Annotated in this window: 12 protein-coding genes; 7 read left to right on the top strand and 5 right to left on the bottom strand. The window is 56.8% G+C overall.

Features of this window, described 5'->3' with window-relative positions; translation table 11 throughout:
* The first annotated feature begins 55 nt into the window (after nt 1–55).
* The 3 genes from SH139x_RS08280 (at nt 56) to SH139x_RS08270 (ending at nt 3,858) form a co-directional block, all read left to right on the top strand.
* Entirely contained in the window at nt 56–1,192 is a 1,137-nt protein-coding gene (locus SH139x_RS08280) for a GNAT family N-acetyltransferase (RefSeq protein ID WP_488354802.1), read from the top strand.
* 167 nt (nt 1,193–1,359) lie between these two features.
* On the top strand, nt 1,360–2,490 hold the full coding sequence (locus SH139x_RS08275; RefSeq protein WP_488354801.1) for a fatty acid desaturase family protein: 1,131 nt from the start codon (nt 1,360–1,362) through the stop codon (nt 2,488–2,490).
* A 96-nt stretch (nt 2,491–2,586) separates the two neighbouring features.
* Nucleotides 2,587–3,858 (top strand): beta-ketoacyl-[acyl-carrier-protein] synthase family protein, encoded by a 1,272-nt coding sequence (locus SH139x_RS08270; RefSeq protein ID WP_488354800.1) that lies wholly within the window; start codon nt 2,587–2,589, stop codon nt 3,856–3,858.
* Between the two features lie 11 nt (nt 3,859–3,869).
* On the opposite strand, the gene SH139x_RS08265 is transcribed toward SH139x_RS08270, so the two are convergent.
* Complete coding sequence (locus tag SH139x_RS08265; RefSeq protein ID WP_488354799.1) at nt 3,870–6,434, bottom strand: hypothetical protein; 2,565 nt, start codon at nt 6,432–6,434, stop codon at nt 3,870–3,872.
* Nucleotides 6,435–6,646: 212 nt separating this feature from the next.
* On the opposite strand from SH139x_RS08265, the gene topA reads away from it, so the two are divergent.
* The gene (gene topA, locus SH139x_RS08260) at nt 6,647–9,382 is read left to right on the top strand and encodes a type I DNA topoisomerase (RefSeq protein WP_488354798.1); all 2,736 of its coding nucleotides are present in this window, start codon (nt 6,647–6,649) and stop codon (nt 9,380–9,382) included.
* A 136-nt stretch (nt 9,383–9,518) separates the two neighbouring features.
* Here topA and SH139x_RS08255 read toward each other — a convergent pair whose 3' ends face one another.
* From SH139x_RS08255 to SH139x_RS08240, 4 genes are all read right to left on the bottom strand, one after another.
* Nucleotides 9,519–13,457: a DUF7133 domain-containing protein gene (locus tag SH139x_RS08255; protein ID WP_488354797.1), complete on the bottom strand. Its 3,939-nt coding sequence runs from the start codon at nt 13,455–13,457 to the stop codon at nt 9,519–9,521.
* 334 nt (nt 13,458–13,791) lie between these two features.
* A complete protein-coding gene (locus SH139x_RS08250; RefSeq protein WP_488354796.1) occupies nt 13,792–14,922 on the bottom strand; it encodes an NAD(P)-binding domain-containing protein in 1,131 nt (376 codons plus the stop codon).
* A 123-nt stretch (nt 14,923–15,045) separates the two neighbouring features.
* A complete protein-coding gene (locus tag SH139x_RS08245) occupies nt 15,046–16,476 on the bottom strand; it encodes a DUF1501 domain-containing protein (RefSeq protein ID WP_488355984.1) in 1,431 nt (476 codons plus the stop codon).
* Between the two features lie 209 nt (nt 16,477–16,685).
* Entirely contained in the window at nt 16,686–19,529 is a 2,844-nt protein-coding gene (locus SH139x_RS08240) for a PSD1 and planctomycete cytochrome C domain-containing protein (RefSeq protein ID WP_488354795.1), read from the bottom strand.
* A 131-nt stretch (nt 19,530–19,660) separates the two neighbouring features.
* Between SH139x_RS08240 and SH139x_RS08235 the strand changes: the two genes are divergently transcribed.
* The 3 genes from SH139x_RS08235 to SH139x_RS08225 all read left to right on the top strand — a co-directional run bounded on the left by SH139x_RS08235 (nt 19,661) and on the right by SH139x_RS08225 (nt 26,683).
* Nucleotides 19,661–21,670 carry a BPL-N domain-containing protein gene (locus tag SH139x_RS08235; protein ID WP_488354794.1) on the top strand — a complete coding sequence of 670 codons (2,010 nt, stop codon included), beginning with the start codon at nt 19,661–19,663 and terminating at the stop codon, nt 21,668–21,670.
* A 61-nt stretch (nt 21,671–21,731) separates the two neighbouring features.
* Entirely contained in the window at nt 21,732–25,145 is a 3,414-nt protein-coding gene (locus SH139x_RS08230; RefSeq protein ID WP_488354793.1) for a PSD1 and planctomycete cytochrome C domain-containing protein, read from the top strand.
* A gap of 116 nt (nt 25,146–25,261) precedes the next feature.
* Nucleotides 25,262–26,683, top strand: coding sequence for a DUF1501 domain-containing protein (locus SH139x_RS08225; protein WP_488354792.1), 1,422 nt, complete (start codon nt 25,262–25,264; stop codon nt 26,681–26,683).
* Nucleotides 26,684–26,702: the final 19 nt, after the last annotated feature.

The following is a 26,702-nucleotide window of genomic DNA, read 5'->3' as shown; positions in this document are numbered from 1 at the left end:
GGATTTATCTGAGACACCATATCAGTGACATCAAAGCGAAGCGAAAAAGGTCAAGATGAACGATGCAATCAAAGTTTGGCAGGCCGAGTCACGCAGCGACCGCCGCGCCTTTAACGAAATTCAGAAAAAAATCTACCGCGATGACCCATTTTGGATGCCGCCGATTTGGCGAAATCAAGACGAGTTGGTTGGTTTTCGCAAGCATCCGTTTTATGACAACGCCGAATCGTATCCGCTGCTGGTGGCTCGCGGCGATCGCGTGGTGGGGCGAGTGGTGGCTATCGTCAACCATGGTCATAACCGCCGGTATGAGGAACAACGAGGTTTCTTCGGCTTCTTCGAGTGTGAGGATGACAGCGAGGCGGCAGCGGCTTTGCTAGCCGCAGCTGGTCGCTGGCTACGCGAGCGGGGCATGACGGATGTCAGAGGCCCAGTCAATCCAAGTCTCAACTATGAGTGCGGTATGCTGATCGATGGTTTCGACAGCTCGCCCACGTTCATGATCACCCACAACCCGGAATACTATCAACGACTCTGGACCGACTTCGGGTTTGCTAAAACACAAGACATGTTCTGCTACCACTGCGATACTTCTTACCTCGACACGCTCGACCCCAAGCTAGCGTTTATCCTATCCGAAGTGAAACGAAGATTCGACGTCACCACCCGACCAATTGACTTTAAAAACTTTAACAAAGATGTGGCGGTTTTTTTAGATATTTACAACCGCTCGCTGGAGGGCACCTGGGGTTATGTCCCCATGTCGCCAACGGAAATCAAGCATCAGAGCACAGCCCTCCGCCTGTTGCTAATCCCCGAGCTAACCAGCATCGCGATTGTCGACGGGAAGCCTGCCGGGGCTGGTTTCGGCTTGCTCGACTATAATCCTCTGATTAAAAAAATAAACGGACGATTGTTTCCGTTCGGCTGGTTAACTCTGCTGAGAAAGAGAAAAACACTAAAACGGGTGCGGTTGATCAGCACTAATGTTTTGCCTCAATATCAGAAATGGGGACTCGGTTTAGTAACTTTGGAACGCGTCTTTTATGAAGCTCTCAATTACGGCATTACCGAAGGAGAGCTGAGTTGGGTTTTGGAAAGTAATTCGTTATCGCGGGGAACGATCGAACGGGGCGGTGCGCGAAGGGTGAAAACACACCGCTTGTTCGATCGCAGCCTTGCCGACCTTTAGGTTTGGCCCTGCAGGTTTAGCAAATGCAACCTTGGCAATGATTTCCATTTCTGCAAGCTCGTTTTTTTCCGATGTCGGAACATGATTCTGCTGCCGATAACTAATTGAAGGGTGTCGGCAACCAGCGCGATTGACTCCCTCTCCGAACTAACAAGCAGGGTAGAGCCGTGCCCCCCATTAATGCCAAATCTCACAAGTTTTCCTTTGTCGAAGCCCGCAAGCTAGTCCAAGATCTCCACAGCCCCAGCCGGGCCATCTATTGGACTGATTTTTTGCTCACTATTATCACTGGGCACATCTGCTTTCATTTGGTTTACTTCGCCCCGCGGATTTTCCCCAACTCGTTAGCCGCGATGGTAAGTTTACAAGTGGTCGCCTTCATCGCGGCGGCAATCTTGTACATGCGATCGGTGATGTTCATCCATGAGTTGGTGCACCTGCCGAAACAAGGCTTCCGCGGATTTCGCTTTGCCTGGAATGCACTCTGCGGCATCTTTTTCCTTGTCCCGTCGTTCATGTACTATCCCCATGTGGATCACCATCGACGACGCCACTACGGCACCGAGCACGATGGAGAGTATCTCTCCTTGAGCCACTCGTCCCCCTGGTGGATTTGGGGATTCATCGCACAAAATTTATTCATTCCAATTCTGGGCTACATTCGGTTCGCCATCATCGCTCCCTTGTGCTGGGTCGTGCCGGGCCTTCGCACCTGGGCGCATCGACACGCTTCCACGCTGGTCGTCGATCCGTTTTACTTGCGTTCTGATCCCTCCCCGCGGATTCGTCGCATTATTTTCGCGCAAGAGTTCCTCTGCTTTCTGTGGTGCGTCTGGCTCGTTGCCCGCGCTCCCATCATGAAAGGCATCTGGTTTGATTGGTTCTGGGTGCTGGCGTATGCCATGGGAGTCACGATCACGACCATCAACGGCCTGCGCACGCTCGGCGCCCACCGCTGGACCGGAACGGGTGAGGAGATGAGTTTCGACCAGCAACTGCTCGATTCGGTGAACTATCCCGAACGGCCTTGGATCAGCGAATTGTGGGGGCCAGTTGGCACGCGGTACCATGCCTTGCATCATCTCTTTCCCAGCATTCCCTATCACCACCTGCCGGAAGCTCACCGTCGCCTGATGGCGGGTCTCCCCGCCGATTCACCCTATCGGGATACTGTCCGCAGCTCGCTGCTGGGGGCCATCGGCGAACTGCTCCAGCGAGCACGCGAGTCCGAGAAGAACGCCTCCGCCGCACCATCGCCATTCTTGCGACAACCTGGCAAGACCTCGATCGCCAGCTGAAAAGCACCTCCGGCGGTTGCGAAACGACACGTTGGTATGGATGATAAGCGTCCGGTACTGATCGATTCCCATTTTTTCGGAAAGCTGTCTTCCATCGTGTCCGTTGATCCATCAAACGCCGTCGTCATCACGGGTGTCGGCGTGGTCAGTCCGATCGGGGTGGGACGCGCTGATTTCTGGACAGCCATGCAGCAGGGCATCTCGGGGATTCGACGTCTCGACGGCCGCATGGGGGACGTTGGAGAACTGGCGGTCGGGGGCACGCTTCGCGGGTTTGATCCCAAAGCGCACGTGCGGCCCCGCAAAGCACTCAAAGTCATGTGCCGGGAAATCCAAACCGCCTTCGCGGCGGCCAGCTTAGCCCAAAGCGACGCTAAACTGGTGCCCGAACAACTGCCCAGCGAGCGGCTGGCTACCGTCTTCGGCTCCGAAATGATGTCGGGCGATGCGGAGGAATTAGTCGACACGATGCTCGAATTTGGCATTCGCGACGATTCGCCACAGGTGGCCAATTTTGGCTCCGCGGCGATGCGAAAAATGTACCCGCTGTGGATGCTTAAGTATTTGCCCAACATGGCGACCTGCCACGTGGGGATCGCCCTGGGCGCTTTGGGGCCCAACAACACGGTGGTGCTGGGCGACACCTCGGGGTTGGCAGCACTTGTCGAAGGCAGCTCGGTGCTCGACCGCGGAATGGCCGATTGCCTGCTGACCGGCGCGGCGGGTACGCGGATCAGCTCGACCCGTTTTATTTTTCACGCCGGGCTCTCCGCCGGCAGCGTTCGCCAGCCAATCGCCAGTTCCTCGCGACCATTCGCCTGCGACCGCGACGGCGTGATTGGAGGCGAAGGGGCCGCCGTGCTGGTGCTAGAGAAAGGGAATCAAGCAGCCGCCCGGGGTGCCACGCCGCTGACGCAAGTGGTCGGCTCGGCGATCCGGTTCGTTTCCACCGCCGGCGATCCCCGCCGCATTGGCCAAGCCACTCAGCTGGCGATCGAAGCTGCTTTGGCGGCCGCAAATCTGCCTGCTTCAGAAATTGGCGCGGTAGTATCGCACGCCATGGGGCACCCGGAAATCGACGCCGCGGAAGCAACGGTACTGACTAAACTTTTTTCGGCCCAAACGCCCGTGGTGGCCCCCATTGCCGCCCTCGGACACACCGGCGCCGCAGCCGGTTCGCTAGCACTGGTGACTGCCGCGCTGATTTCTGAGAGCAACTTGGTTCCCCCCACGGTCAACGCCGAGGCACTTGATCCGGCTTGCCAGATTCGCCTGCTCTCGGCGAGCGAAGAGCTCAAAAAACCGGCGGTGCTGGTCACCGGCTTTACCCTACAGGGCCACGCCGCAGCGGTCGTGCTGCGGCGGTAAACAGTGGCTGGCTACATTTGCGCCATCACATCTTCGTTCCATTCCAAGCCGACTGACTTCTCAAATTCGTCCAGGAAACCAAGACGAATCTCGAAGACTTCTTCGTTGGAAAGCCCCATCGCCGGGTTGCGTTGATTGGCCTGCATGAACCGTGGACGCAGTTCTTCGGCCGAGGGCGTCAAGGTTTTCGCTTTGACGACGTAATAGACCGATTCGGAATTATTCGCAGCGACGTCAAACTGTCCAACGGGGGAGAAAAATACCGCCCGCATAAATGCCTCACCGACGTTGTCTAAGTCAGCAACATTCGTGATTTGCGGCGGGGCAAAATTGGAAGCAGGATATTGCATCCAAGTAAACGGCCCAACATCTTGGAAAACCAAGTTTTGACGAGTTTCAGGCACCAATTCCAACAGCGGTTTGTCGGGTTGCGAGTTCGCCAATTCGGCTAACTCCTCAGCTCGCTTCTGGGCCAACTCCCTAGCGTTTTGCAATTTCGCAGCCGCAATGACCTCCTCACGCACATCTTCCAACTCGGGTGTGTAAGGCTCGCGATCTTCGATCTTCCAAGCCGCATACAAGAACGATTCGGGAATGTCAAAATCGGGGAGATCAAAGTTACCGCTACGCATTAGCGAGGCCATCAAACGCGCTTTCTCACCGCTGGTCGCCCGCACCGGGTAGTAAAGTCCCCGATCCGAGTTGAACAACAAACGGGGCAACGGCTCGCCAGCTTGACTGACCGCGCTACCGATGGGCGTCTCGCTGAACTCGAGAATGTTGACCAGTGGTGTTTTGTTGTACTGCAAACCATTCTCAGCAGCCAACGCTTGCAAATTTGGCCTTTCGGGCGCCACCAACGTGCTGTCGAGCTGGCTGGCATCGAGATAGTAAGCCAATTCATCGGAGTATCGCTGCATCGAATCATAAACCCGCGCCATCGCCTGCTTTCGCGCTTGACGTGCCAACGGCAACGCCAAACTGCGAGCAACCTGATCGCGAACCGCTTCAAACGGTTGCGGCTCGTTGGGAGCCGCCACCTCGGTCACCGGTTCTTCAGTGACCGGAGGTTCCGTCGCAGGAGGTTCCGTCGCAGGAGGTTCCGTCGCAGGAGGTTCTGTCGCAGGAGGTTCCGTCGCAGGAGGTTCCGTCGCAGGAGGTTCTGTCGCAGGAGGTTCTGTCGCAGAAGGTTCTGTCACAGAAGGTTCTGCCGCAGGAGGATCTGTTGCAGAAGGTTCTGCCGCAGGAGGATCTGTTGCAGAAGGTTCCTGGCCGGTGGGGTCCTGAGGATCGCTAGGCTCTTGCAAAGCAGTCAAGAAGTAATTTCGATCCGAAGTAGCTGCCGCCAAGGGTGGTTCTTCCGCGGGTGGTTCTTCCGCGGGTGGTTCCTCCGCGGGTGGCGTTTCCGCGGCAGGCTCTGCGGCTGCTGGAGCTTCCTCGCCAGCTGGAACCTCGGTCACCGGCTCCGTGGCGGGTGTCTCTCCGGCTGGTGTCTCTCCGGCTGGCGTCTCTCCGACTGGCGTCTCTCCGGCTGGCGTCTCTCCGGCTGGTGTCTCTCCGGCTGGCGTCTCTCCGGCTGGCGTTTCTTCACCAGCGGGTGCTGCCGGATCGGCGGTCTCGTCAGGGGTCGAAATATCCAAGTCCATCGGCGGCATCATGAACTGGCCTTGGTCGATCCGCTTCTGATACTCGGCTCGCAGTTCTTCCTCGGTAAATTTTTCGATTTCCTTGGCAACAAACGCGTCGAGTTCTCCGGAAACCGACTCGACAACTGCCGCGTAGGGGCGGCGGAAACCTGGCTCGGGCGAATTTCGGTTGGGAAAGCGTTCTTTTCCTTCTTCGTAGAGCGCCAAAATGGTGCTTTGAGCCGGCTCGCCCACTTCGCTAACCAGTTCCTCGACCAAAATCGGATAAGCATCAACGGTTGCTTGTTGATTTAATTTGAGGAAATTCTTCCAGGCTTCGACGGGCGAGATCAGCAATTTTGTGCTAGTCGCCAAGCCGCTGAGCGTCAAATTCTCGTATAGGTTGGCCAGCAATTCGGTTTTCAACAAACCGTACATTTGCGACTGGCCCAGGGTATTTTGCGAGGTTTTCGCTCGAATTCCGGCCAATTCATTGGCGGAAAGCTTGTTGTCGTGAAAATTCCGCATCCACAGGTCGACCGCCGTGTTATCGATATCCAGCCCCAGTTCGGTTGCCCGCTGGGCGAACAATTTTCGCCGTACGATCGATTTGGGCGCGTTCACCGTGGAGATGCCAAAACTCATCCCCCCCTGGCCAGTGGGCCCATAATTGGGCACATTCGGACTCCCGCCACGTTCCTCGACTTCGGCGGCCACGGCAGCCAAAAAGCGATTTGTTTGGCCGAGCAGACGTTGGTAATAACCAATCTCGTCAGTTTCGAACGTGCCCCCATTGTAGGTTGCAACGAGGGTATCCCCCTGCCCGGGCACCCGATATTGCAAGTACATTTGCAATGCGGGCAGAGCAACGAAGGCGAACAACGACAGCAAGGTCAAAACCACCATCAGCGGCTTGAGGTTGCTGCGAAAAACACTAAAGGGGCTAGCCATTTCGGTTAAAACTTTCTACGACGATTCGTGGGCGCGGGGTTCTGTGGAACTCGTTAGCTCTTAGCGACGCTGGCAAAGGACGCGCCTTGACAAGCAGCAGTACCGTTCCATCCTTTGTTACGCTGCTAATAAAAGTACACCCGTACAATTCGCAGGGTCAACCCGACCTGAGACTCATATTCCCATACTCCCCCTCGCTCCCCTGACACCTGATGGCAAAGTCGACAGAGAAGTCGTTGGTGATCGTTGAATCGCCCGCCAAAGCCCGTACGATAAGCAAATTCCTTGGTAGCGGCTATCAAGTGGAAGCTTCTATTGGACATATTCGCGATTTACCTTCTGGGGCCAAAGAGGTCCCTGAGAAGTATAAATCTGAACCGTGGGCCTATTTGGGGGTCAACGTCGACCAAGAATTTGAGCCGGTGTACATCATTCCGGCAGATAAAAAAAAGCAAGTTTCCAAATTAAAAGACGCGCTCAAGCAGGCCAAAGACGTCTATCTGGCGACGGACGAAGACCGCGAGGGGGAGGCGATCAGCTGGCACTTGCAGGAAGTGCTAAAACCTAAAGTCCCCGTACATCGCCTAGTTTTCCACGAAATTACCAAAGAGGCGATTAACACCGCGTTGGCTTCGCCCCGCCAAATCGATGTCGGCTTGGTCCAGGCGCAAGAAACTCGTCGCATCCTCGATCGCCTTTACGGCTACGACGTTTCGCAACTACTTTGGAAAAAAGTGGGTCGCGGGCTCAGCGCCGGGCGGGTCCAGAGTGTCGCAGTCCGCTTGATCGTCCAGCGGGAACGCGAACGGATGGCTTTCCGCAACGCCACCTATTGGGACCTGGAGGGGCTTTTCCTGACCTCCTCCGCGGAGTCGATTGCGGCCACCCTGGTCTCCGTGGCCGGTCGCCGCATCCCCAGCGGCAAAGATTTTGATTCCGACACTGGACAGTTGAAAGATCCCAAACTGCTGCAGCTCGACGAAGCGGCCGCCACCGAGCTTGCCGCGCGTCTCCGCACCGAAGCTTTCAAGGTCACCAAGGTCGAAGTCAAACCCTTCACAGAACGCCCGAAAGCACCTTTCACGACCAGCACGCTGCAGCAGGAAGCCAACCGCAAACTGGGGTTTACCGCCCGCCGCACCATGCAAGCGGCACAAAAGTTATACGAAAACGGTTACATCACCTACATGCGGACCGACTCGACAACCCTCGCGCAAGTCGCCGTGGATGCCGCTCGGGATCTCGTCCGCAGCGAGTACGGCCCCCAGTTTCTCCATGAATCCCCGCGGGTCTACGCCAGCAAAGTCAAGAACGCGCAAGAGGCTCACGAGGCGATTCGTCCCGCCGGTCACCCCTTCAAAAAACCGGAAGCGCTCCGCCAAGAACTCGACCGCGACCAATTCCGACTCTTCGAGTTGATTTGGAAACGGACGATCGCCAGCCAGATGGCCGACGCGCGGAAAAAACGCATGACGGTGACGATCGAAGGTGGCGACGCAGTCTTCCAAGCCAGCGGTACGTCGATCGAATTTGAGGGCTTCCTGAGGGCCTACGTGGAAGGTTCGGACGATCCCGATGCCGAACTGGCCGACAAGGAAAAACTGCTGCCAGCGGTCTCCCAGGACGATCCGTTGGATATCAAAAATCTGGAGACCAAAAGCCACACCACGCAACCTCCAGCCCGGTACAGCGAAGCCAGCCTGACCCGCACCTTGGAGGAAAAGGGGATCGGGCGTCCCAGTACCTACGCTTCGATTATCGACACGATCCAAAATCGCGATTACGTCTTCAAGAAAGGGAACGCGCTCGTCCCCAGCTGGACGGCTTTCAGTGTCGTGCGACTGCTGGAAGATCACCTTTCTTCCCTGGTCGATTACGAATTCACGGCGCAGATGGAGGACTTTCTCGATTCGATCAGCCGCCAGGAAGAGAAGGCCCTGCAGTATCTGAAACGTTTCTACTTTGGCGAAACCACCGGTGACGAAGCGGTGCCACCGATCGGTCTCCGCCCCACGCTCGAGGCCAAAGCGGCGGAGATTGATCCCCGCGTCAGCGCCCGCTTTACCGTCGGCACGCCCACCACGGGCGACGCTCGCGAGGAAGTGGTGGTTCGCGTCGGCAAATACGGACCCTTCTTGGAACAAGGCGAACGCCGTGCCAGTCTCCCCGATGGCATGTGCCCCGACGAAGTGACGCTGGAAAAATCGCTCGATCTGCTGGCCGATGCCTCCCGCGAAGACGAACCGCTGGGCCTGCACCCCGAAACGCAGAAACCAATCTATGTCAAATCGGGGCGGTTCGGTCCCTACGTCCAGCTGGGCGAGAATGATGACGAGGAAAAGAAAAACCAGTCGCTGCTCAAGGGCATGGAGGTCAGCACGCTGACGCTCCAACAAGCGGTCGATCTGCTAAAGCTGCCTCGTGACCTCGGCCAACACCCCGAGCTTAACGAACCGGTGGTGGCCAAGGACGGCAGATACGGTCCCTACATCACTTGCGGCAAAGAAACCCGCTCGCTGCCAGCCGATCTCTCGCCGCTCGATGTCACCTTTGAGCAAGCCATCGAATTATTGAAACAACCCAAAACGCGTGGCAGAGCGGCCGCCACCCCCAAAGAGCCTCTCAAAACTTTTGAGAAACCATCTCCCGTTACCGAAACCGAAGTCCGCGTGCTCGATGGCCGCTTTGGTCCCTACGTCACCGACGGCCAAACCAACGCCTCGCTGCCCAAGGGAACCGAACCCGATTCGCTAACCTTCGAAGCGGCCCTCGAACTGTTAGCCGATCGAGCCGCCAAAGCGCCCAAAAAACGCTCGGCCAAGAAGAAGTCCGCGAAAAAGAAAACGACCAAAAAGAAGGCGGCGAAAAAGAAAACCACTACCAAAAAAGCGGCAACCAAAAAAGCTACCGCGCAAAAGAAAGGGGTTCCCAAAAAACGAACCTCCTAAAATTCTGTGATATCAGCCGCCTGGCGCCAGAGAGCGGTTCTCATCAGCCGCCTGGCGGCAGCCTGCGGTTCTTACAGCACAACACAACCCCAGGGAACCGCACGCTGGCGCGGGGCGGCTGATCCCGCTTTTTAGATCATTGCGATTTGAGCGATTGGAGATAAGCGATCAGGTCGGCGATTTGACCAGCAGTCAAGCTGTCGACCACACCCTCGGGCATCATCGAAATCTCCTGTCGCTTACGCGTCTCAATTTCGCTTTGCACAATTTCAATCGCCACGCCATCATTCTGGCGAATCGTGACCGTTTCCGCACTCTCCGTAACGACAAACCCCGTCTGCACGCGGCCGTCGACAGTCAAAAACGACCATGTTTCAAAGCCTTGCGCCAACTTGGCACTCGGCATCAACAACGATTCTAACAACTCGGCTTTCTTATAACGCTTACCGATGTCGACCAAATGCGGACCTTTGGGAGTTTGCCCCGCTTCGCTGGTGTGACACGCGCCACACGATTGCGAGACAAAATACGCCTGCCCCCGTTCAGCATCGCCATCCTGAGCCAACACTCTGGCGATCACATCAGCCGCTTTCATGTTGCCGACTAGGTTTGGATTGTTAGGATCTGCCTTAATGATCGCGATCGCTTGCTGCTCCTCCGCTTTCATCTTCACAGGCTGCTCGCCAGCCCCCAAGGAGATCTTGTAACGCTTGATCGATTCCTGCACCGCATCGACCACCGCTGTGGATTCACTCCGCCCGGCGCGGATCAAGACGTTGGCGATGCGTGATGACTGCGACCACCGCTGGCGATCATAGTAAGGCCCCGATGTGTCAGGACGCGTTCCCCACCAATCGCCCGTCAAATACTCGCCTTCCCGATAATACAACCTGGCGAGCAAATCTAACAACTCAACCCGCTCCGACTCGGACAATTCAGCAGTGGTCGACGAAGTCGCCTCCAGCCTGGCAAGAACGCCATCGATCACGACCGGCAAATGCATGTTACGCAGCGTTCGCAGGGCACCGCTGCGGTGGGGCGAATCGAGTGCTTGCAAACACGCATCACCAGCCTGCAAAGCGATCAGGGTCTGCATTGCCAAGTGCGGCAGCACGCGATCAACATCTCCCAACTTGTGCGAAACTACGTTGACTCGCTCCTCACCACTGGCATCGCGAATCACCGACAACGGCAACACGTGCTGAGCGACCGTGGCGACATCCTCAATCGCACCGCAATCGGCCAATCGCTTCAGTCCAATGAGAGCTTGTCCGCGAACGCGAGGATTGTCGTCGGTCAACGCTCGCACGTAACTCTCCACCGGGACGTAAGCCAACTGAGAGCGTCGATCGGTCAGCGCCCGCAAGGCAAAGGCACGCAATTCCGGCACCGCCGCAGAAACCTGCGACAAGTAGTCGTGCGACTCGGTGCCTAACAGTTGCTTAAGCGTGAACAAGGCGGCCACGCGTCCAGCCAAAGGAGCCGCCGCGTCGTCGCACAGTCCACGCAGCAAATCAGCCCGTTGTGGCTCCGCACCGCGTCGTAACAATTCGTGCTGCGCCGGGATGGTGCGGGCCGTGGCCCCGTCGCGAAGCAACTCGACCAGAGCATGATCGGTCACGTCGGCCAAGATGGGAAATGGCTTGGGCAAGAATTCTCGCGGCGTTAGTTGCGCGACAAAGCCCACATTCTCATCGCTGTAACTGAAACCGCCACGTTTCCAACTGCTGACAAACATCCGCCCGCTGGCATCCATCTCAATGTCTGTGGGTCGCGGCAAATCCAAGAAAACATCTTGATCGGCTAAGTAGGATGGACCGGCTTCCGGTAAACGATGACGGTAAACTTTGCTGGTTCCCCAATCGCAGGTGTAAGCCGCTTGACCATACTCGCGCGGCCAACGCGGTTCAAACACATACATCGCTCCGCAGCCGGAGCCCCCGCCGTAATCGGCCAACGGCGGCATCGTTTCATCGGCGTAATGCAAATACTTTGAAGGATATCCATAATCGGCACCTTGCAAGATATGCGTCACGCGAATATCCCATCCCCCGCCATCATTGGTGTTATCGCGGGTAAACATGTTTAGATAAGGATCGATGCAAACGTCGAGAATATTTCGCTGGCCCCAGGAGAAAACCTCCAGCTCCGTACCATCAGGCCGCACTCGCACAATCCCTCCACCTCGACGCGCCAGCCGCGTGCCGTCACTCCCCGTCGCTTCGGTAAAGCCAAAATCACCGACGGCGATATAGATCCAACCATCAATCCCCATGCGGATGCCGTTGGTCGTGTGATCGGCACCTCGTTTGGCAACTTGGTCGGTGCTGAGCCCAGTCACCAGCACCTGCTCGCGATCCGCTTCCCCGTCGCCATCGAGATCTTCAAACAGGGTCAGAAGTGGCGGATGCAACACCCACAGTTTGCCATTATCAAAATGCAACCCACGCGGATGGTCCATGGTGGCAAATGTGTTCACACGGTCGGCCACACCGTCGCCGTCAATATCGAGACAGCGCAGCACGCGTCCACGACCCGACTCCTTGCCCAGTGAGCCTTGCTCATCCACTCCGACAAAAACCTCCCCTTGGGCTCCCGTGGTAATGCAGACGGGATAACCGACCTGCGGCGGCGCGGCGAACATGCGCACATCAAAATCAGCCGGTGCTTTGACATCGGCCGTGGTCGCCGCCGGACCGCTTGCAGCAGCCACGCTGGCCGGCAGTGCGGGCAATTCTCCGGCATACGCCTCAACCTCCCAAATACTGCCCCAACTACCGCTGCTCGTTCCCAGAAATTCAACTTTCAAGTAACGCACTCGCTGGGCATCCAGGCGGTGCGAAACGATGCGTTGCTTCTGCTCATTTTGGCTAGCGTCGACGATCGTTCGCCAGTGCTGACCATCGTCCGACCCCAGCACCTGATAACGATAGACGGTCCCCTCTTGTTCCCAATGAATTCGCAACGAAGCAACTTCTTGGGATGATTGCAGATCAACCACTAATGATTCACCTTTGGCGGGTCCGTTGGCACACCAGCGGGTATTGAGCAGCCCATCCACGGCATTTTTGGCAAAGTTATTCTTTGCCGTCTCTTCACTGCTGGCGGTGGCTGGTTTGCCTCGCAGCAAGTCATCGTCGCCACAACACGGATTGTCCAGTTGTTGGTCGGCCGCACCGGGCTTCGGTATGTTAACCAGTGCCAGCACCTCCTGATGCTGATCTTCGCCAGTCGGCTGAATTGCCGGAGCCTGCTCACCATGCACGGCCCATAACAGGCCGCGGGTAAGCATATCTAAGTAAACCGGCTGGGCCATCGTTTCGTTATAATGACCGATCGTGGTGGCAAACACGCGAGCCTTGTGATACTGATTCGTCCAGACGCAAACCTGCGGCTGACCATCCGACTTGCGGATCGCTTGTCCGAGCGGAGTTGCCGTCGAGAATAAGTGGGGGACATGGTAGAGCTCCCCTTTGGGAACATCCCACCCCGCTCCAAAACCTTGCATCACTGGATGCTCGGGAGCAATATTTTCCACGCGAAAAGGGTAATGGGGACCATGCCCCGGAGATCGGACTCCGCAAAACTCAAACCATGCGTCACTGCCGACGCGATAACAGTGCATGGCACAGTGGATCAGCACAGCCGGCGTACCAGCCCGGTGCGGCGCCAGGATCACCTCAGCCCACTCGGGGTCGGCGACGCCGGCAAAGCATTCGTTGTGAACCACCACGTCGAATCCCTCGGCCCAATTAGGATCCTCGTAAAGTGGTATTTTAGTATTCGTGGTGCTGCCACCCTGCTGGATTACGGTCCACTGGATGTTAGCGCGTTGCGAGAGCCCTTTGGGAATGATTAATTTCTGACGATCATAATCGTGGCAACAACCACCCGTGACGAGTAACGCCTTGATCGGTTTTTCTGACTGAGTTGCCGCCGCGGGGCTCTCCTCTGCGACCCTGCCAGCGGCCGGGGCCTGTGCACACGCCAACCGAGAGGACACCGGGAAACATGAAAAGGCCAACAGCATCGCGGCTGCGAACGGCGTGCGGATAGTGCGAAACAAATGATTCATAAAATGCAGGTGGGCTATTGCTAGGTGGGGTCAGCGAAAAGTCAATGATCTGAAAAGTTCATGATTCTATCGTGGTCCGAGCCATCTGGGAACGCAAGGGTGCGGTGCCGCTGCGACTCCTTTTTCGACTCTTAAGCACCTCCGCACAAGTCATTGAACGAAACAAAATCAGCCGCTACGCGCCAGAGAGCGGTTCCTCCGACGCCATGAGCTAGCGTTCAACAACTGAACTAACCGAACGACGGATATCGAGTCGCTTAGATCGGCGAATTGAGAGGAGTCTGTTTGTGGAGAACCTTTCGGCGGAGCGAAAACCGACTTTGGGTGCCTTTGGCTAACTCTCCGGATGCATAGCAATCTGCTTTTGATAGGCGGGAGATTCGCGATAAGTTGAATGCCCCGTTACGTGCGCAACAATTTTGTCCACATGCTCGTGGCAATTTTCCAAAAATGTCTTGTAGCGGCTCGTCTGCGTGCCGGCGACGGCCGTTCCCGCCACATAGATTCCCGGCACATGACTCTCCATCGTCGCCTCGTTGAATCGAGGACGCTGGTTCTCGCAAACCAACTCGATGCCGGCGGTGCGAAATAAATGCTTGTTCTGCTCGTATCCGATCAAACTCAACACCTGATCGACTTCGATAACTGTTTCCTGCTGTGATGTTTGATGCCGGGATATTTGTTGCTGTGCAAGCTCACAGTCGGTGGCGATGACAGCCGAATACGCGTTCGTCAAATAGACGTGAGTGGGGGTAATGCGTGTGGGGCACGTGCCGAGGTAAGGCGTGACCCGTCCGCTGGCCAGCAGACCGCGAATCTCAGGCAACATCCAGTATTTAATACCATCTTCCGGCAAGGTTTCGCCACGATAGCTGAGGCTGACATGCGCCCCGGCATGATGCAACCGCAAAGCCGCTTCCACGGCGCTATTCCGCCCGCCGATGATCAACACGCGACGTCCCCAATACCGATGAGGCTCGCGCAAATAACCATCCACATGCGGCAGCGTCTCGCCAGGAATGTTCAACCGCTTCGGCCGATCAGTGCCACCAATCGCCAGCACAACCTTGCCACATTCGTACTGGCGGCCAGTCTGCGAATCGCCCGTCACCAGCGTAAAACGATCCACTTGCCTGCGAATATCCACCACCGGCTCAAAGCACCGCACGCTCAACTTAAATTGCTCAGCGACCCCCCGCAAATAGGTCAAATACTGCTCGCGGGTCGCTTTGGTTTGATCGACAGTGAGGAGCGGCACGCCGGCGATCGAAATCCGCTCGTTGCTGCTGAACCAACGCGTTTGCGGCGCCCACCAAGCCATCGTTTGCCCCAGCGCGCCCGCTTCCAAAATCTCACACGCAATGCCCGCCCGCTGGAAACCAACGGCCATTTCAATCCCAATCGGACCAGCCCCGACGATGACCACCTCAGTCTGCACGGGAGCCGCTGCGCTGCTTAAGTTCATGGTTGTGCTATCGATGGAACTGAGCTGTCAAATATAACAAAGTGTCGTCTTTCGCTCCGCGAAAGCAGGCGTTTTCGTGGACTTTCGCGAAGCGAAAGGCGACTCGAAAACATCGCTCGTTGCTTAGCTGAGGATTTGTCGAATAAGGTGCCCCTCGACATTCGTCAGTCGTCTTTCAATTCCATTGTGTTGAAAGGTCAACCGCTCGTGATCGAGTCCCAGTAAATGCAGAATGGTGGCGTTGAAATCATACAACGGATGCACATCCTCGACAGCTCTGCGGCCCAGCTCATCGGTCACACCATGACTAACCCCGGGGCGGACACCGGCACCCGTCAGCCAGCAGGTAAAACCATCAGGGTTATGGTCACGTCCCGCCGCACCAGCCTGAAACATCGGCATGCGACCAAATTCAGTACACCAGACGACCAGCGTATCTGCCAACATGCCCCGCTGTTTTAGATCACGGATCAGCCCCGCAACCGGTTGATCAAGAATCGCCGCATGTCGGTCGTATTGTTCCTTGAGCTTGTTGTGACCATCCCAGTTCAACTCACCACCACTGGCGTAGGCGCCATTGAACAGCTGCACAAAACGCACTCCACGTTCCACCAACCTCCTGGCCAGGATGCAATTTTTGGCAAACGCGGCTTTCGTCGGGTTAGTCGTATCGTCCGCGCCGTACAACTTCATGATGTGTGCCGGCTCGGCTGCCAAGTCGCCCACATCGGGCACGCTCAATTGCATCCTGGCGGCCAATTCATAACTGGCGATACGGGCGGCCAATTTGCTGTCTCCCGCGCTGGCTTCCAGATGCTGCTGATTCATCCGCATTAGCAAATCGCGCGTCGCCCGATCCTTCAATGGAGAAATATCACCAGCTTCCAAGTGTCGGATCGGCCGGCTGGCACTCATCGTCGTTCCCTGGAACGCGGCTGGCAAAAAGCCTGGCCCCCAGTTATTGGACCCATTCTGCGGCACTCCCCGAGGATCGGGAATCGCAATGTAAGCGGGTAAATTTTGGTTCTCACTGCCGAGCGCGTAAGTCACCCAAGCACCCAGGCTGGGAAAACCATCTAACACCGAACCGCTAGAGAGAAAATTTTCCGCCGGCCCGTGGGTGTTACTCTCACTGGTCAAAGAATGCACGAAAGCAAATTCATCGGTCAATTCCGCCAAGTGGGGAATCATCTCCGATACCATTTTCCCCGTTTCACCACGGGGACGAAAAAGATATTGCGGCCGTGCTAGATTCCCTGCTGGACCTTGAAACGTGACCGCCGGTCCACCTTCAAGCGGCTTGCCATCAAACTTGATTAACTCCGGCTTATAGTCCCAAGTTTCCAATTGACTCACAGCGCCGGCGCAAAATACAACGATAACATTTTTGGCTCGCGGGGGGAAATGCCCTGGCCGCGGTGCGTAAGGTCGGGCTGGATCCACCTGCGGACTTTCGCCAGCCAACAAGCCTTCGCCATTTAACAAATTTAACAGGGCAATCGCGCCCAGCCCGTTGACTGTGTTATTAAAGAAGCTGCGACGATCTAATAACATGCGTCGCTGCGAACTGCAGCCCGAGAGTCGCTGTAGGGGATCTTCTCGGAGTAACGATTCAAGCTCGCTCCGCTGGTTTACAGCCATATCACACTCGTTCGCCCGGAGACCATTCTAATAACAACAAAATCAAGAAGACGGTTGCATAGTCGCCTTTCGTTCCGCGAAAGTTCATCACAACATCACTTTCGCAGAGCGAAAGGCGACTTTTATGGGATAAACAAAAACTCATTACAATTAAACAGCGCTCGGCACAAAGCGTCCAAACCATGATCGGATACCACTGGCAACGCGATGGCAATTTCCTCCGCCGTCGGCACTCGCCCCACAGCCAATTCATAGGCAACACGTATCTGCGTCGCCCGATCAGTTCCCGCATCACGGTGCACGCGCTCGGCAAAATTCTGGGAGTGGTCGACCACAAAACGACTGTTGAATAAATTCAAGGCTTGCAAGGGTGTCGTCGACTCACGCCGCTGGGCCGTACTCTGTCCCGCGTCGGGACAATCAAAAGCCCCAAACACGGCATCCCGCTCGCGACGCACACGGTGCGCATAGATCATGCGTTTGTGACCTTCGGCAGTAAACTGTTCGATAGGCACAAACCCCGACAATCCACCACGTTGGTTGAACAAACTGTAGCCGGGACCACCAGTGGCCGGATTCAGTTTGCCACTGACCATCAAAATCGAATCGCGAATCGCCTCCCCGGAAAGGCGTCGTGGGGAGAAACGCCACAACAAGCGATTGTCCGCGTCGACTCGCAGACCATCCGGCCTCGCTAAACTCGCTTGTTGGTAGGTCGCTGAGAGCACAATCAGGCGGTGCAGATGCTTCAGTGACCAGCCTCCGTTGATAAACTCGATGGCCAGCCAATCTAACAATTCCGGATGGCTGGGGGGCGTGCCATTGCGTCCAAAATCGTTGGGCGTATCGACCAAGGCGACGCCAAAATGCCACTGCCACACACGGTTGACCATCACGCGAGCGGTGAGCGGATTTTCGGGACTGGCAATCCAATCGGCCAAAGCAAAACGACGTTCCTGCTCGGTGGCATCCTGGGCTAAATCCAACGTACCTATCGCTGCCGGCGCCGCCGGCGAGACCAACTCCTGTGGTTGCTCAGGATCGCCACGTCGCAGCAAGCGAATTTCATCGGGAGTGCGAAATTTACCAGCGAAGACCAGATTTTCCACAGTTGTTTCGCTGACCGCCCGCTGCAATCGCTGCTGCTCGTTGATTAACTCCCGGTAACGCGACGCCTGCTCTTCAGTTAACCCGTCAGTGGTCCACTGGAGCGGCTCGGCGGAGCCACCACCGAGCGGCTGCCGATCGCTGCTGCTGGCCACCAACTGCCAGCCTCCCTCAGGGGTCGCGATCTCAATTTTGTAATGCGTCGCCAGCCGATCCGCATACGTTCCCTCGCGATCACGCCCCCAGATCACTCGGTCAATCGTCTCGGCTTTTGCAAATTGAATCTCCACCCAGCCCGCACCCGGTTCGTTCGACATCCAACTGCTGGAGTTGCCATATTCACCATTGTTAATCAACCTCAGCTCGTGCCGATTGGGCACCGTGGTGTTACCAGAGGATGTCACCGTCGCCATCGATTGCTGCAAAGCTACGTTGCTGCCTTGCAAGTTAAATACTTCCAGCTCGTCGATGCACGGTTCCAGGTTATTGGTGGCGGAGATCCTAAATCGCACGCGATCGGTCGTGACCGGCTGAAAACGATCCACGTTTTGACGCGCGTTGACGGGTCCCCGCGCAGGTTCACTGGCATCAACTTTGGCCAACGGTGCGAACCGAGTTAGCAACAATTGAATCTCTGCGAGACGAGTTCGCCAATCCTGCAGCTGTACTCTCCGCTGCTTTGCCTCGGCCGATTCCAGCGCACGATCCTCATACTCCACGCCCGCCACAAAGGTTTGCATGGCGTAATATTCACGCTGCGTTATCGGATCAAACTTATGGTTATGACACCGCGCACAACCAATGCTGAGTCCCAGAAATGTTTGACCGATATTGTTAACAATCTCATCGATCGCATCTTGGCGAGCCAAACGGATCGATGGCTCGTCTTTACCAATTTGACCTGGCAATAAGACCGAAGCGGTTACTAGGAACCCCGTGGCGGCATCAGTCCCCAGCGCATCACCCACGATCTGTTGACGAATAAAGTCGTCGTACGGCAAGTCTTGATTGAGTGCCTGAATCACATAATCTCGATAGGGCCACGCGTGCGGCCGCTCGGTGTTGACCTCAAAGCCATGGGTGTCAGCATAACGCACAACATCTAACCAGTGCTGCGCCCAACGTTCTCCATAGTGGGGTGAATTTAACAGACGTTCCACCACACGTTCTTTCGCATCAGAATAACCGGCGGGGGAATGATGGTCACTCAAAAAGTCCCGCACTTCTTCGGGCGAGGGGGGCAGGCCCGTTAAATCATAAGTCACGCGGCGCAACCACTCCAGCTGGCCAGCCTCCTCACTGGGCGATAACTCAGCCGCTTCCAGACGCTGCAACACGAATCGATCAATGGGATTTTTTGCCCATTGCGCAGCTTGTGGTTGCGGAAGCGGGGGAAGCCGCGGAGCAGTAAAGGCCCAGTGCTCAGCCGGTTCCGCCAACGCGTGCGCATCGATGCCGTCAGGCCAAACCGCGCCTTCACGAATCCATTGTGCTAACGTTTCAGCTTCGGCCTCCGTCAGTGGCTCCCCTTCACCTTCGGGGGGCATTTGCAAGTCGGCATCAGGATCGGCCACAAACTGCCACAGTGGACTCGCGTCTGGTTGCCTGGCGACAATGCTTGCTCCGTAGAAATCTCCCCCCGCAAAAGCAGCTTGTTTGATGTCCAGCCGCAACCCACTGTGCTGTTCCTCCTCCCCGTGACAGGCGTAACAGGACCGCTCCAGCAGCGGTCTAACGTCGCGGACAAAGTCGACTGGTTCGGCGACCGCCGGTGGCGCCGCAGCAACGAGCATCAACAGAATGTTCCAGAATCGCATGGTGGGAATCGAGCGAGTGGAGGGTGGGGAATTTAACCCCATTGTACGTCTTCCCCCAGTCGCCTGCCACACATTCCCGGCGACACATTCCCACCCAAGACTACTAACGCAGCGACCATCGGTTTTGGTTTAGAATACGGTAAAATCGCCGCCCGCCTCCAGGAAATCCCAGCATGCCTTCGTTACCGCAGTTCGTCTCCTCGATCTTCGTCCTTGGCTACTTGCTCTTTTCGACCTGGCCGATTTTACAACAGACGCAAGCATGCACGACGGCCGTGATCAGCGGCAAAGTCACTCCCGACGGACGCCCCCTGTTATGGAAAAACCGCGACAACAACTCCGCCCCTCACAACGAAGTGGCAATCCTCAGTTCGGGGCAATATCGCGCCATCGCGGTGGTCAACGCGGGTAGCCGCAAGTCGATTTGGATGGGTGTCAACGCGGCTGGCTTTTGTATTGAGAATTCACTCAGCAAAGATCTTGGCAAAGCGAATGCCAGCGGCCCCAGCAATGGACCATTCATGAAGCTGGCCTTGGAATCATGTGCAACCGTCGCCGATTTCCAGCAACTGCTGGAAAAAACAAACCTCAGCGGACGCCGCACGGTGGCAAACTTCGGTGTCATCGATGCTCAGGGCGGAGCGGCGATATTTGAGACCGGTCCGGCCAGTTTCCACATGTTCGATGCCAACGATCCGCAAATCGCTCCGAACGGCTTTATCGTCCGCGCCAATTTTTCCACGACCGCTCAAAACTTGCCGCCCAATCCGACAGCCGACCAGTTGGCCGACGTTTACTCCGCGGAAAGATTCTTGCGAGCCCGCAAACTTTTGTCGCCTCCTCAAACAGCGAGCATTGAACTCGAATATCTGCTCCGCCACGTCGCTCGCGATTTGGCGGATGCCGACGGCGCCCCCATCCCTGGGTCTGTGAATGATCGCTCCTCCGCGTTACCCGCTTCGATTCCCACCGATCACACCATTAGCCGCACATCGACCGTTTCGGGCGTCGTTTTTCATGGTGTCAAACCAGGGGAGGATCCGGCGTTGACGACAATGTGGACCATCTTGGGAGACCCTAAATTTTCCATCGCAGTGCCGTGCTGGGCGGCTGTGGAGGAGATCGCCGATCCGCTGGAGGATCCGCGTGGCGGGGAACTGGGTGAAATTGCCCGCCTGCTGCGTGATTGGAGTTTGACCCAACAACGCGATGCCGTGCTGACAGTTGGGCTGCCAGGTATCTGGTCCGATCTCTGGGAGCTCGAACAAACGATGATTAAACGCGTCGCCGAAGCGCGGCGGCAATGGGTTGCCGAGCCGCCGACTCCCAGCCAAATCGCCCAACTGCACCAGCAGCTATCACGACAATCCATGACCGCCATGCAACAAGAGTTGCGAGAAGCAAAAGAACTCGCGTTGCAAGGCCCCGACGCCACCCCAGGCTCCCCCGCGCCAATCCGCATCGCGATCTATGATCACTCAGGTGGTTCCGCAAATGGTCCCAAAAACCTGCAGCGACTACTCACCACCGAGCAAGGCTTTGCGACGACTGTGATTACCCCCCAAGCTATTCAGAATCACGCGCTCGATCAGTTTGATGTGCTGATCATGCCCGGTGGCAGCGGCAGTTCCCAAGCCAAACACCTGGAGGCCAACGGCAGCCTCGCCGTGCAAGCGTTTGTCAAAAATGGTGGCGGCTACCTGGGGATCTGCGCGGGCGCTTACTTGGCTTCGTCCCATTACGATTGGTCCCTTGACCTCATCAACGCCCGCGTCTGGGATCGAGCCCACTGGGCTCGCGGCACCGGAACCGTGCAGCTGGAAATCAGCGAACTAGGAGGCCAACTGTTCAACCATCAAGATCGCCTGCTCGATGTTCATTACGCCCAAGGTCCGCTCTTAATTCCCGGCAACCACCCCCAACTTCCGCGCTACGAAGTTTTAGCCAGCTATCATTCCGAAGTTGCTAAAAAAGGTGCCCCCGAGGAAGCCATGGTCGGCACGCACGCCATCGTCCGCGCCCCGCACGGCAAGGGGCGAGTGATCTGCTTCAGCCCCCACCCCGAGGCTCCGCTCGGCCCGGGTCACCTCATTATCGCCGGGGCGAAATGGGCCGCCGGAGAGCAAATAGAGCGTGCCCCGTCAACAATTGCTCGACAGCCCGAAGCTCAGCTGTCAGAATAACAGCTCCCGCCTCGCTGAAAGTTCCTTCCTCCCCGCCCACCGGCTCCTCCGGGAACGTTGCATGTGCAAGCCAACAAATCGTGCCAGCAATCGCCCCCCAGCGCTGCACCAATCGTTCGCTTTTTTCTTACATACCGTAAGCTTTTTCCTTGCGCTTGGCAGCTACAGCGGTTTTTCGTTAACCACAGCCTCGGAACCGGCCAAGAACCAGCCGCCTGCGGAGGATGTCGAATTTTTTGAGCGGCACATTCGCCCGCTGTTGATTGAGCGATGCGGCGAATGCCACGGCCCTGAGGAGCAAATGGCCGGCTTGCGGGTCGACAGCAGGGCGGGGCTCCTTTCCGGAGGCGACTCGGGCCCAGCGATCACGTTAGAACGGCCCGCCGCGAGCTTGTTGATGCAAGCGGTGAGACGAACCGGAGGCCTGGAGATGCCACCCGACGAGCCACTCAAGTCGCACGAGCTCGAGCAGCTCGAGCACTGGCTGCAACTGGGTGCACCTTGGCCAGCCGGAGAGATCGCCCCGGCGGTCAAGCAACCTGCGCCGCCCCACTGGGCCTTTCAGCCCCTGCAACAACCGCCCGTCCCCACTCCGGACGATCCCGAAAATTGGATTCGCAATCCAATCGATGCCTTCGTTTTACAGCGTCTGCGTGATAACGAACTAGCCCCAGCCCCGACCGCTGATAGAGCCACGCTCATCCGCCGCGTCGCCTATGCGCTGAGCGGCCTGCCACCCAGCCGCGGACAAATCTCGGCTTACGAAACGGACGATTCACCGACCGCCTATTTGCGACTGGTCGAACAACTGCTCGACTCGCCCCATTACGGCGAACAACAGGCGCGACACTGGATGGACTTGGCTCGCTATAGTGACACCAAAGGATACGTTTACGCTCGCGAGGAACGATTTTGGGTGCACGCTTGGAGCTACCGCGATTGGCTCACGCGAGCCTTTAACGAGGACTTGCCTTACAACCGTTTTTTACTGTTGCAAATTGCCGCCGATCAAGTCAGCGACACACGTCCCGGTGACGCGACCGCAATGGGCTTTATGACGCTCGGCCGTCGCTTTCTCGGCTCACCGCATGACATCATCGACGACCGCATCGACGTGCTCACCCGGGGAACCATGGGGCTGACGGTCAGTTGCGCGCGTTGTCATGACCATAAATACGACCCCATCCCCACGGCTGATTATTACTCGCTGTACGGCGTCTTCGCCAGCTGCACCGAACGCTTACAGCCAGCCACAGACAATCCAGCTCCGCACGCTTCAGCCGACGCTCGGGCCGCCTATCAACAAGAATTAGAAAAACGCCAACTGGCTTACCAAACCGCCTTTGATAAATCGGCTCAAGCGTCAGGCGCAAGGGTGCGAACTCGGATTGCGGATTATCTAATCGCCCAAACGCAACTTGACCAATACGCGAACAACAACTTTGACCAGATCTTACAAGCTACCGATCTTATACCTGCCTTCGTGCGTCGTTGGGCGGACTATTTGCATCAAACTAAGCAGGACAAAAATCCAATCTGGCTCGCCTGGCATGCCTATCAGGCAATTCCCGCGGCGCAATTTCCCAGTGACAGTCCACAAGTCACGACGGAACTTCAAACTCAGCGACTTCACCCCACGATCGCCAAAGCATTCCAACAACCACCCAATTCATTCAGCGAAGTCATCGATCGCTACGCGGCGGTGTTCAGCGACGTGGAACAGGATTGGCAAGCACTCGTTGCCAAAGCAAACGCCAATCAACAGCCAGCCCCCACCGAGCTAGCAGATCCGCCAGCCGAACAACTGCGACAAATCCTCTACGGGCCAAACGCACCGTGTGAACTGCCACGCGAAGAGATTGCCAGCACCGAGATGTTTTTCACTTCCGCCGAGTGTACCGAGCTGTGGAAACTTCGCGGCGAGATTGACCGTTGGATTATTCAGTCGGACTTGGAAATTCCTCACGCCTTAGTTTTGGTGGATCGTCAGACGCCGAGCGAGCCACGTATTTTCCGCCGCGGTAATGCAACGCAGCCAGGTCGACATGTTCCCCGCCAATTCTTAAGTGTTTTATCCGCTGCTGAACCCGTTCCATTTACCGAGGGGAGTGGTCGGCACGAATTAGCACAAGCGATCATCGATCCTCGCAACCCACTGACCGCCCGCGTCTTTGTCAATCGTGTGTGGACGCAATTGATCGGTCAAGGACTGGTGACCACACCGAGCGACTTTGGCACTCGCGCGGAGCCACCCTCACATCCTCAGTTGCTCGATTGGCTGGCTGCGGAGTTCATCGCCTCAGGGTGGAGCGTTAAACAACTGCAACGTTTAATCGTCACTTCGGCCACCTTTCAACAAAGCTCTCAAAGGCACCAGCTCGAGGTGCAACGAACGCTTGGCGAACAACTTGATCCAGAAAATCGTCTACTGTGGCGGATGAATCCCAGACGTTTATCGTACGAGGAGCTGCGAGATTCGATGCTGGTTGCCGCGGCCGAACTTGAGCGTTCTTTGGGTGGAAAGCCGAAAGATCTATTCGCGCGACCTTATCCTCATAGACGGGCTGTCTATGGACTGGTAGACCGTCAATTCCTACCCGGTTTGCTGCGCACGTTTGATTTTGCCAACCCCGATTTGCACACACCCCAGCGAAACGAAACGACCGTTCCTCAACAAGCACTTTACTTTTTAAACCATCCCTTTGTGCTGGAACGAGCCAGGAAAATTGCCGCCGATCTCCAGCCGCTACCGTCAGATTCTCGGGTGACCCGATTATTTGAAAAAATCTTACAACGTCCGCCGACTCCGCAAGAGACCAACGAAGCCCTCAACTGGGTGACAGCGGCAGCCGAAGTCCCTTCGCAGGAGATACCAAGAACAAGCGCGGAGTGGACTTATGGTTACGGCGCGATTGACGAACCGCAGGGGAAGATTGTGGGCTTTACACCTCTGCCACACTTTACCGGCAAGGCTTGGCAAGGCTCGCCGCAGTGGCCCGACCAGGAACTGGGGTGGGTACAATTGACAGCCAGCGGCGGGCATCCGGGGAACGACCGCGCACACGCCGCCATTCGCCGTTGGACCGCCCCCGAAGCGATGACGATCAAGATTACTTCCAAAATGATTCATGAGGCTCCACCTGGCGACGGCGTGCGTTGCTTTATCGTCAGTCCAACCGCGGGAGTGCTCGCCAGCGGCAAGCCCCATCAGCAAACCTTACAACTGGACGTCCCACAACTCGCGGTTCAAGCTGGCGAGACGGTCGATTTCCTGGTCGACATTAACGAAGTCCTTAACAGCGATCAATACTTGTGGGAGGTCCGCATTGAACCGCTCAAATCGCAGCAACGAGATCAAACGATCGTCTGGCATTCACGCCAAGACTTTACGCACGACCAAATCAGCCAACTCTCGCCTTGGGAACAACTCGCCCAAGTCCTCCTCTGCGCAAATGAATTTTCATTTGTCGATTAAATCGTTTAACAGTCAGCCGCAGGCGTACTCTCAACCAAGCATCTCAGCGATCGTACGCCTCCGGCTAACGGTTGAACGAATCGCGCACCTCTAAGCTGCCCCCAAGGAATTTCCCCATGGCCGATCGATCAACCAATCACGGGTCGCCTACCAACTTGCCACGCCGCCGCTTGCTACAGCGTGCCAGCTTGGGGTTGGCGGGTCTCACGTTGGGAGCGGTGTGGCCGCACGACACCGCCAGTGGCGGCAGCGTGGTTACCGCCCGCCAACCTCATTTCCCCGCGACGGCAAAGCGAGTCATCCACTTTTTTCTCAACGGCGGCCCCTCCCACGTCGATACCTTTGATCCCAAACCGGCCTTGTCAAAATATGCGGGCAAAGCCTTATCTAACACGCTCACAACGGAGCGAAAAACGGGTGCCGCGTTCCCCTCGCCATTCAAGTTCCAACGCTACGGCGAATCGGGTATCGAAGTCAGTGAGATCTTTGCCAAAACGGCGCGGCACATCGATGATATCGCCGTCATCCGCTCGATGGTTGCTCAAGTCCCCAACCACGAGCCGTCGCTGATGCTGATGAATTGCGGCGACTCGGTGCAGGCGCGCCCCAGCGTGGGAGCTTGGGTGATGCATGGGCTGGGAACTGAGAATGAGAATCTGCCTGGGTTCATCGCGATGTGTCCAGGCGGGTTGCCGATTAAGGATACGGAGAATTGGCAAGCCGCTTTTCTGCCCGGCGCTTTCCAGGGTACCTATGTGGATTCACGCCACGAGGAGGTCAGTCGCTTAATCGAAAACATTGAGCACCCCCAGGTCTCGACAGATGCCCAGCGCAGGCAGCTCGATCTACTCGGGCAATGGAATCGCCGTCATCAACAAACTCGCCCCGACGACCGCTTGGCTGCCCGCATGCAATCGTATGAATTGGCCTTTCGCATGCAAAGTGACGCCCAGGAAGCTTTTGATATTTCTCGCGAGCCAGCCTACATCCATCAACTGTATGGTTCGGGCGTCCATGCTCGGCAAACGTTAATCGCCAGGCGACTTGTGGAACGGGGCGTGCGTTACGTGCAGCTCTGGCACGGTGCCGGACAACCATGGGATAACCATGAAAACATTGCCGGCGCGCATCGGAGTTTGGCTGGCCAAATTGACCAGCCCATCTCCGCCCTGCTGACCGATCTCAAACAACGCGGCATGCTCGATGATACGCTGATTTTGTGGGGCGGCGAATTTGGCCGAACCCCAACGGTGGAACTCGGTGGTGATGGCAATCCCAAAGCAGGACGCGATCATAATCCCTATGGATTTTCAGTCTGGATGGCAGGAGGCGGCGTCAAGGGAGGAACGGTTTACGGAGCCACCGATGAGTTTGGTTTTGCGGCCGCGGAAAACCCGGTCAGTGTCCACGATCTGCACGCCACCATGTTGTACGCTCTGGGCCTTCATCACAAACAGCTGACCTATCGCTACGCGGGCCGCGACTTCCGCTTGACCGATGTGCACGGCAACGTCATCCATGATGTCTTGAAAGCTTAAACCTGGGAGTTTCCAGTTG

The sequence above is a fragment of the Kothea flammea genome (assembly GCF_052161645.1).
In the GTDB taxonomy this organism is placed as follows: domain Bacteria; phylum Planctomycetota; class Planctomycetia; order Pirellulales; family Pirellulaceae; genus Laterigemmans.
Note: the sequence above shows the minus strand (reverse complement) of the source record. Positions and strands in the feature narration are given on the sequence as shown.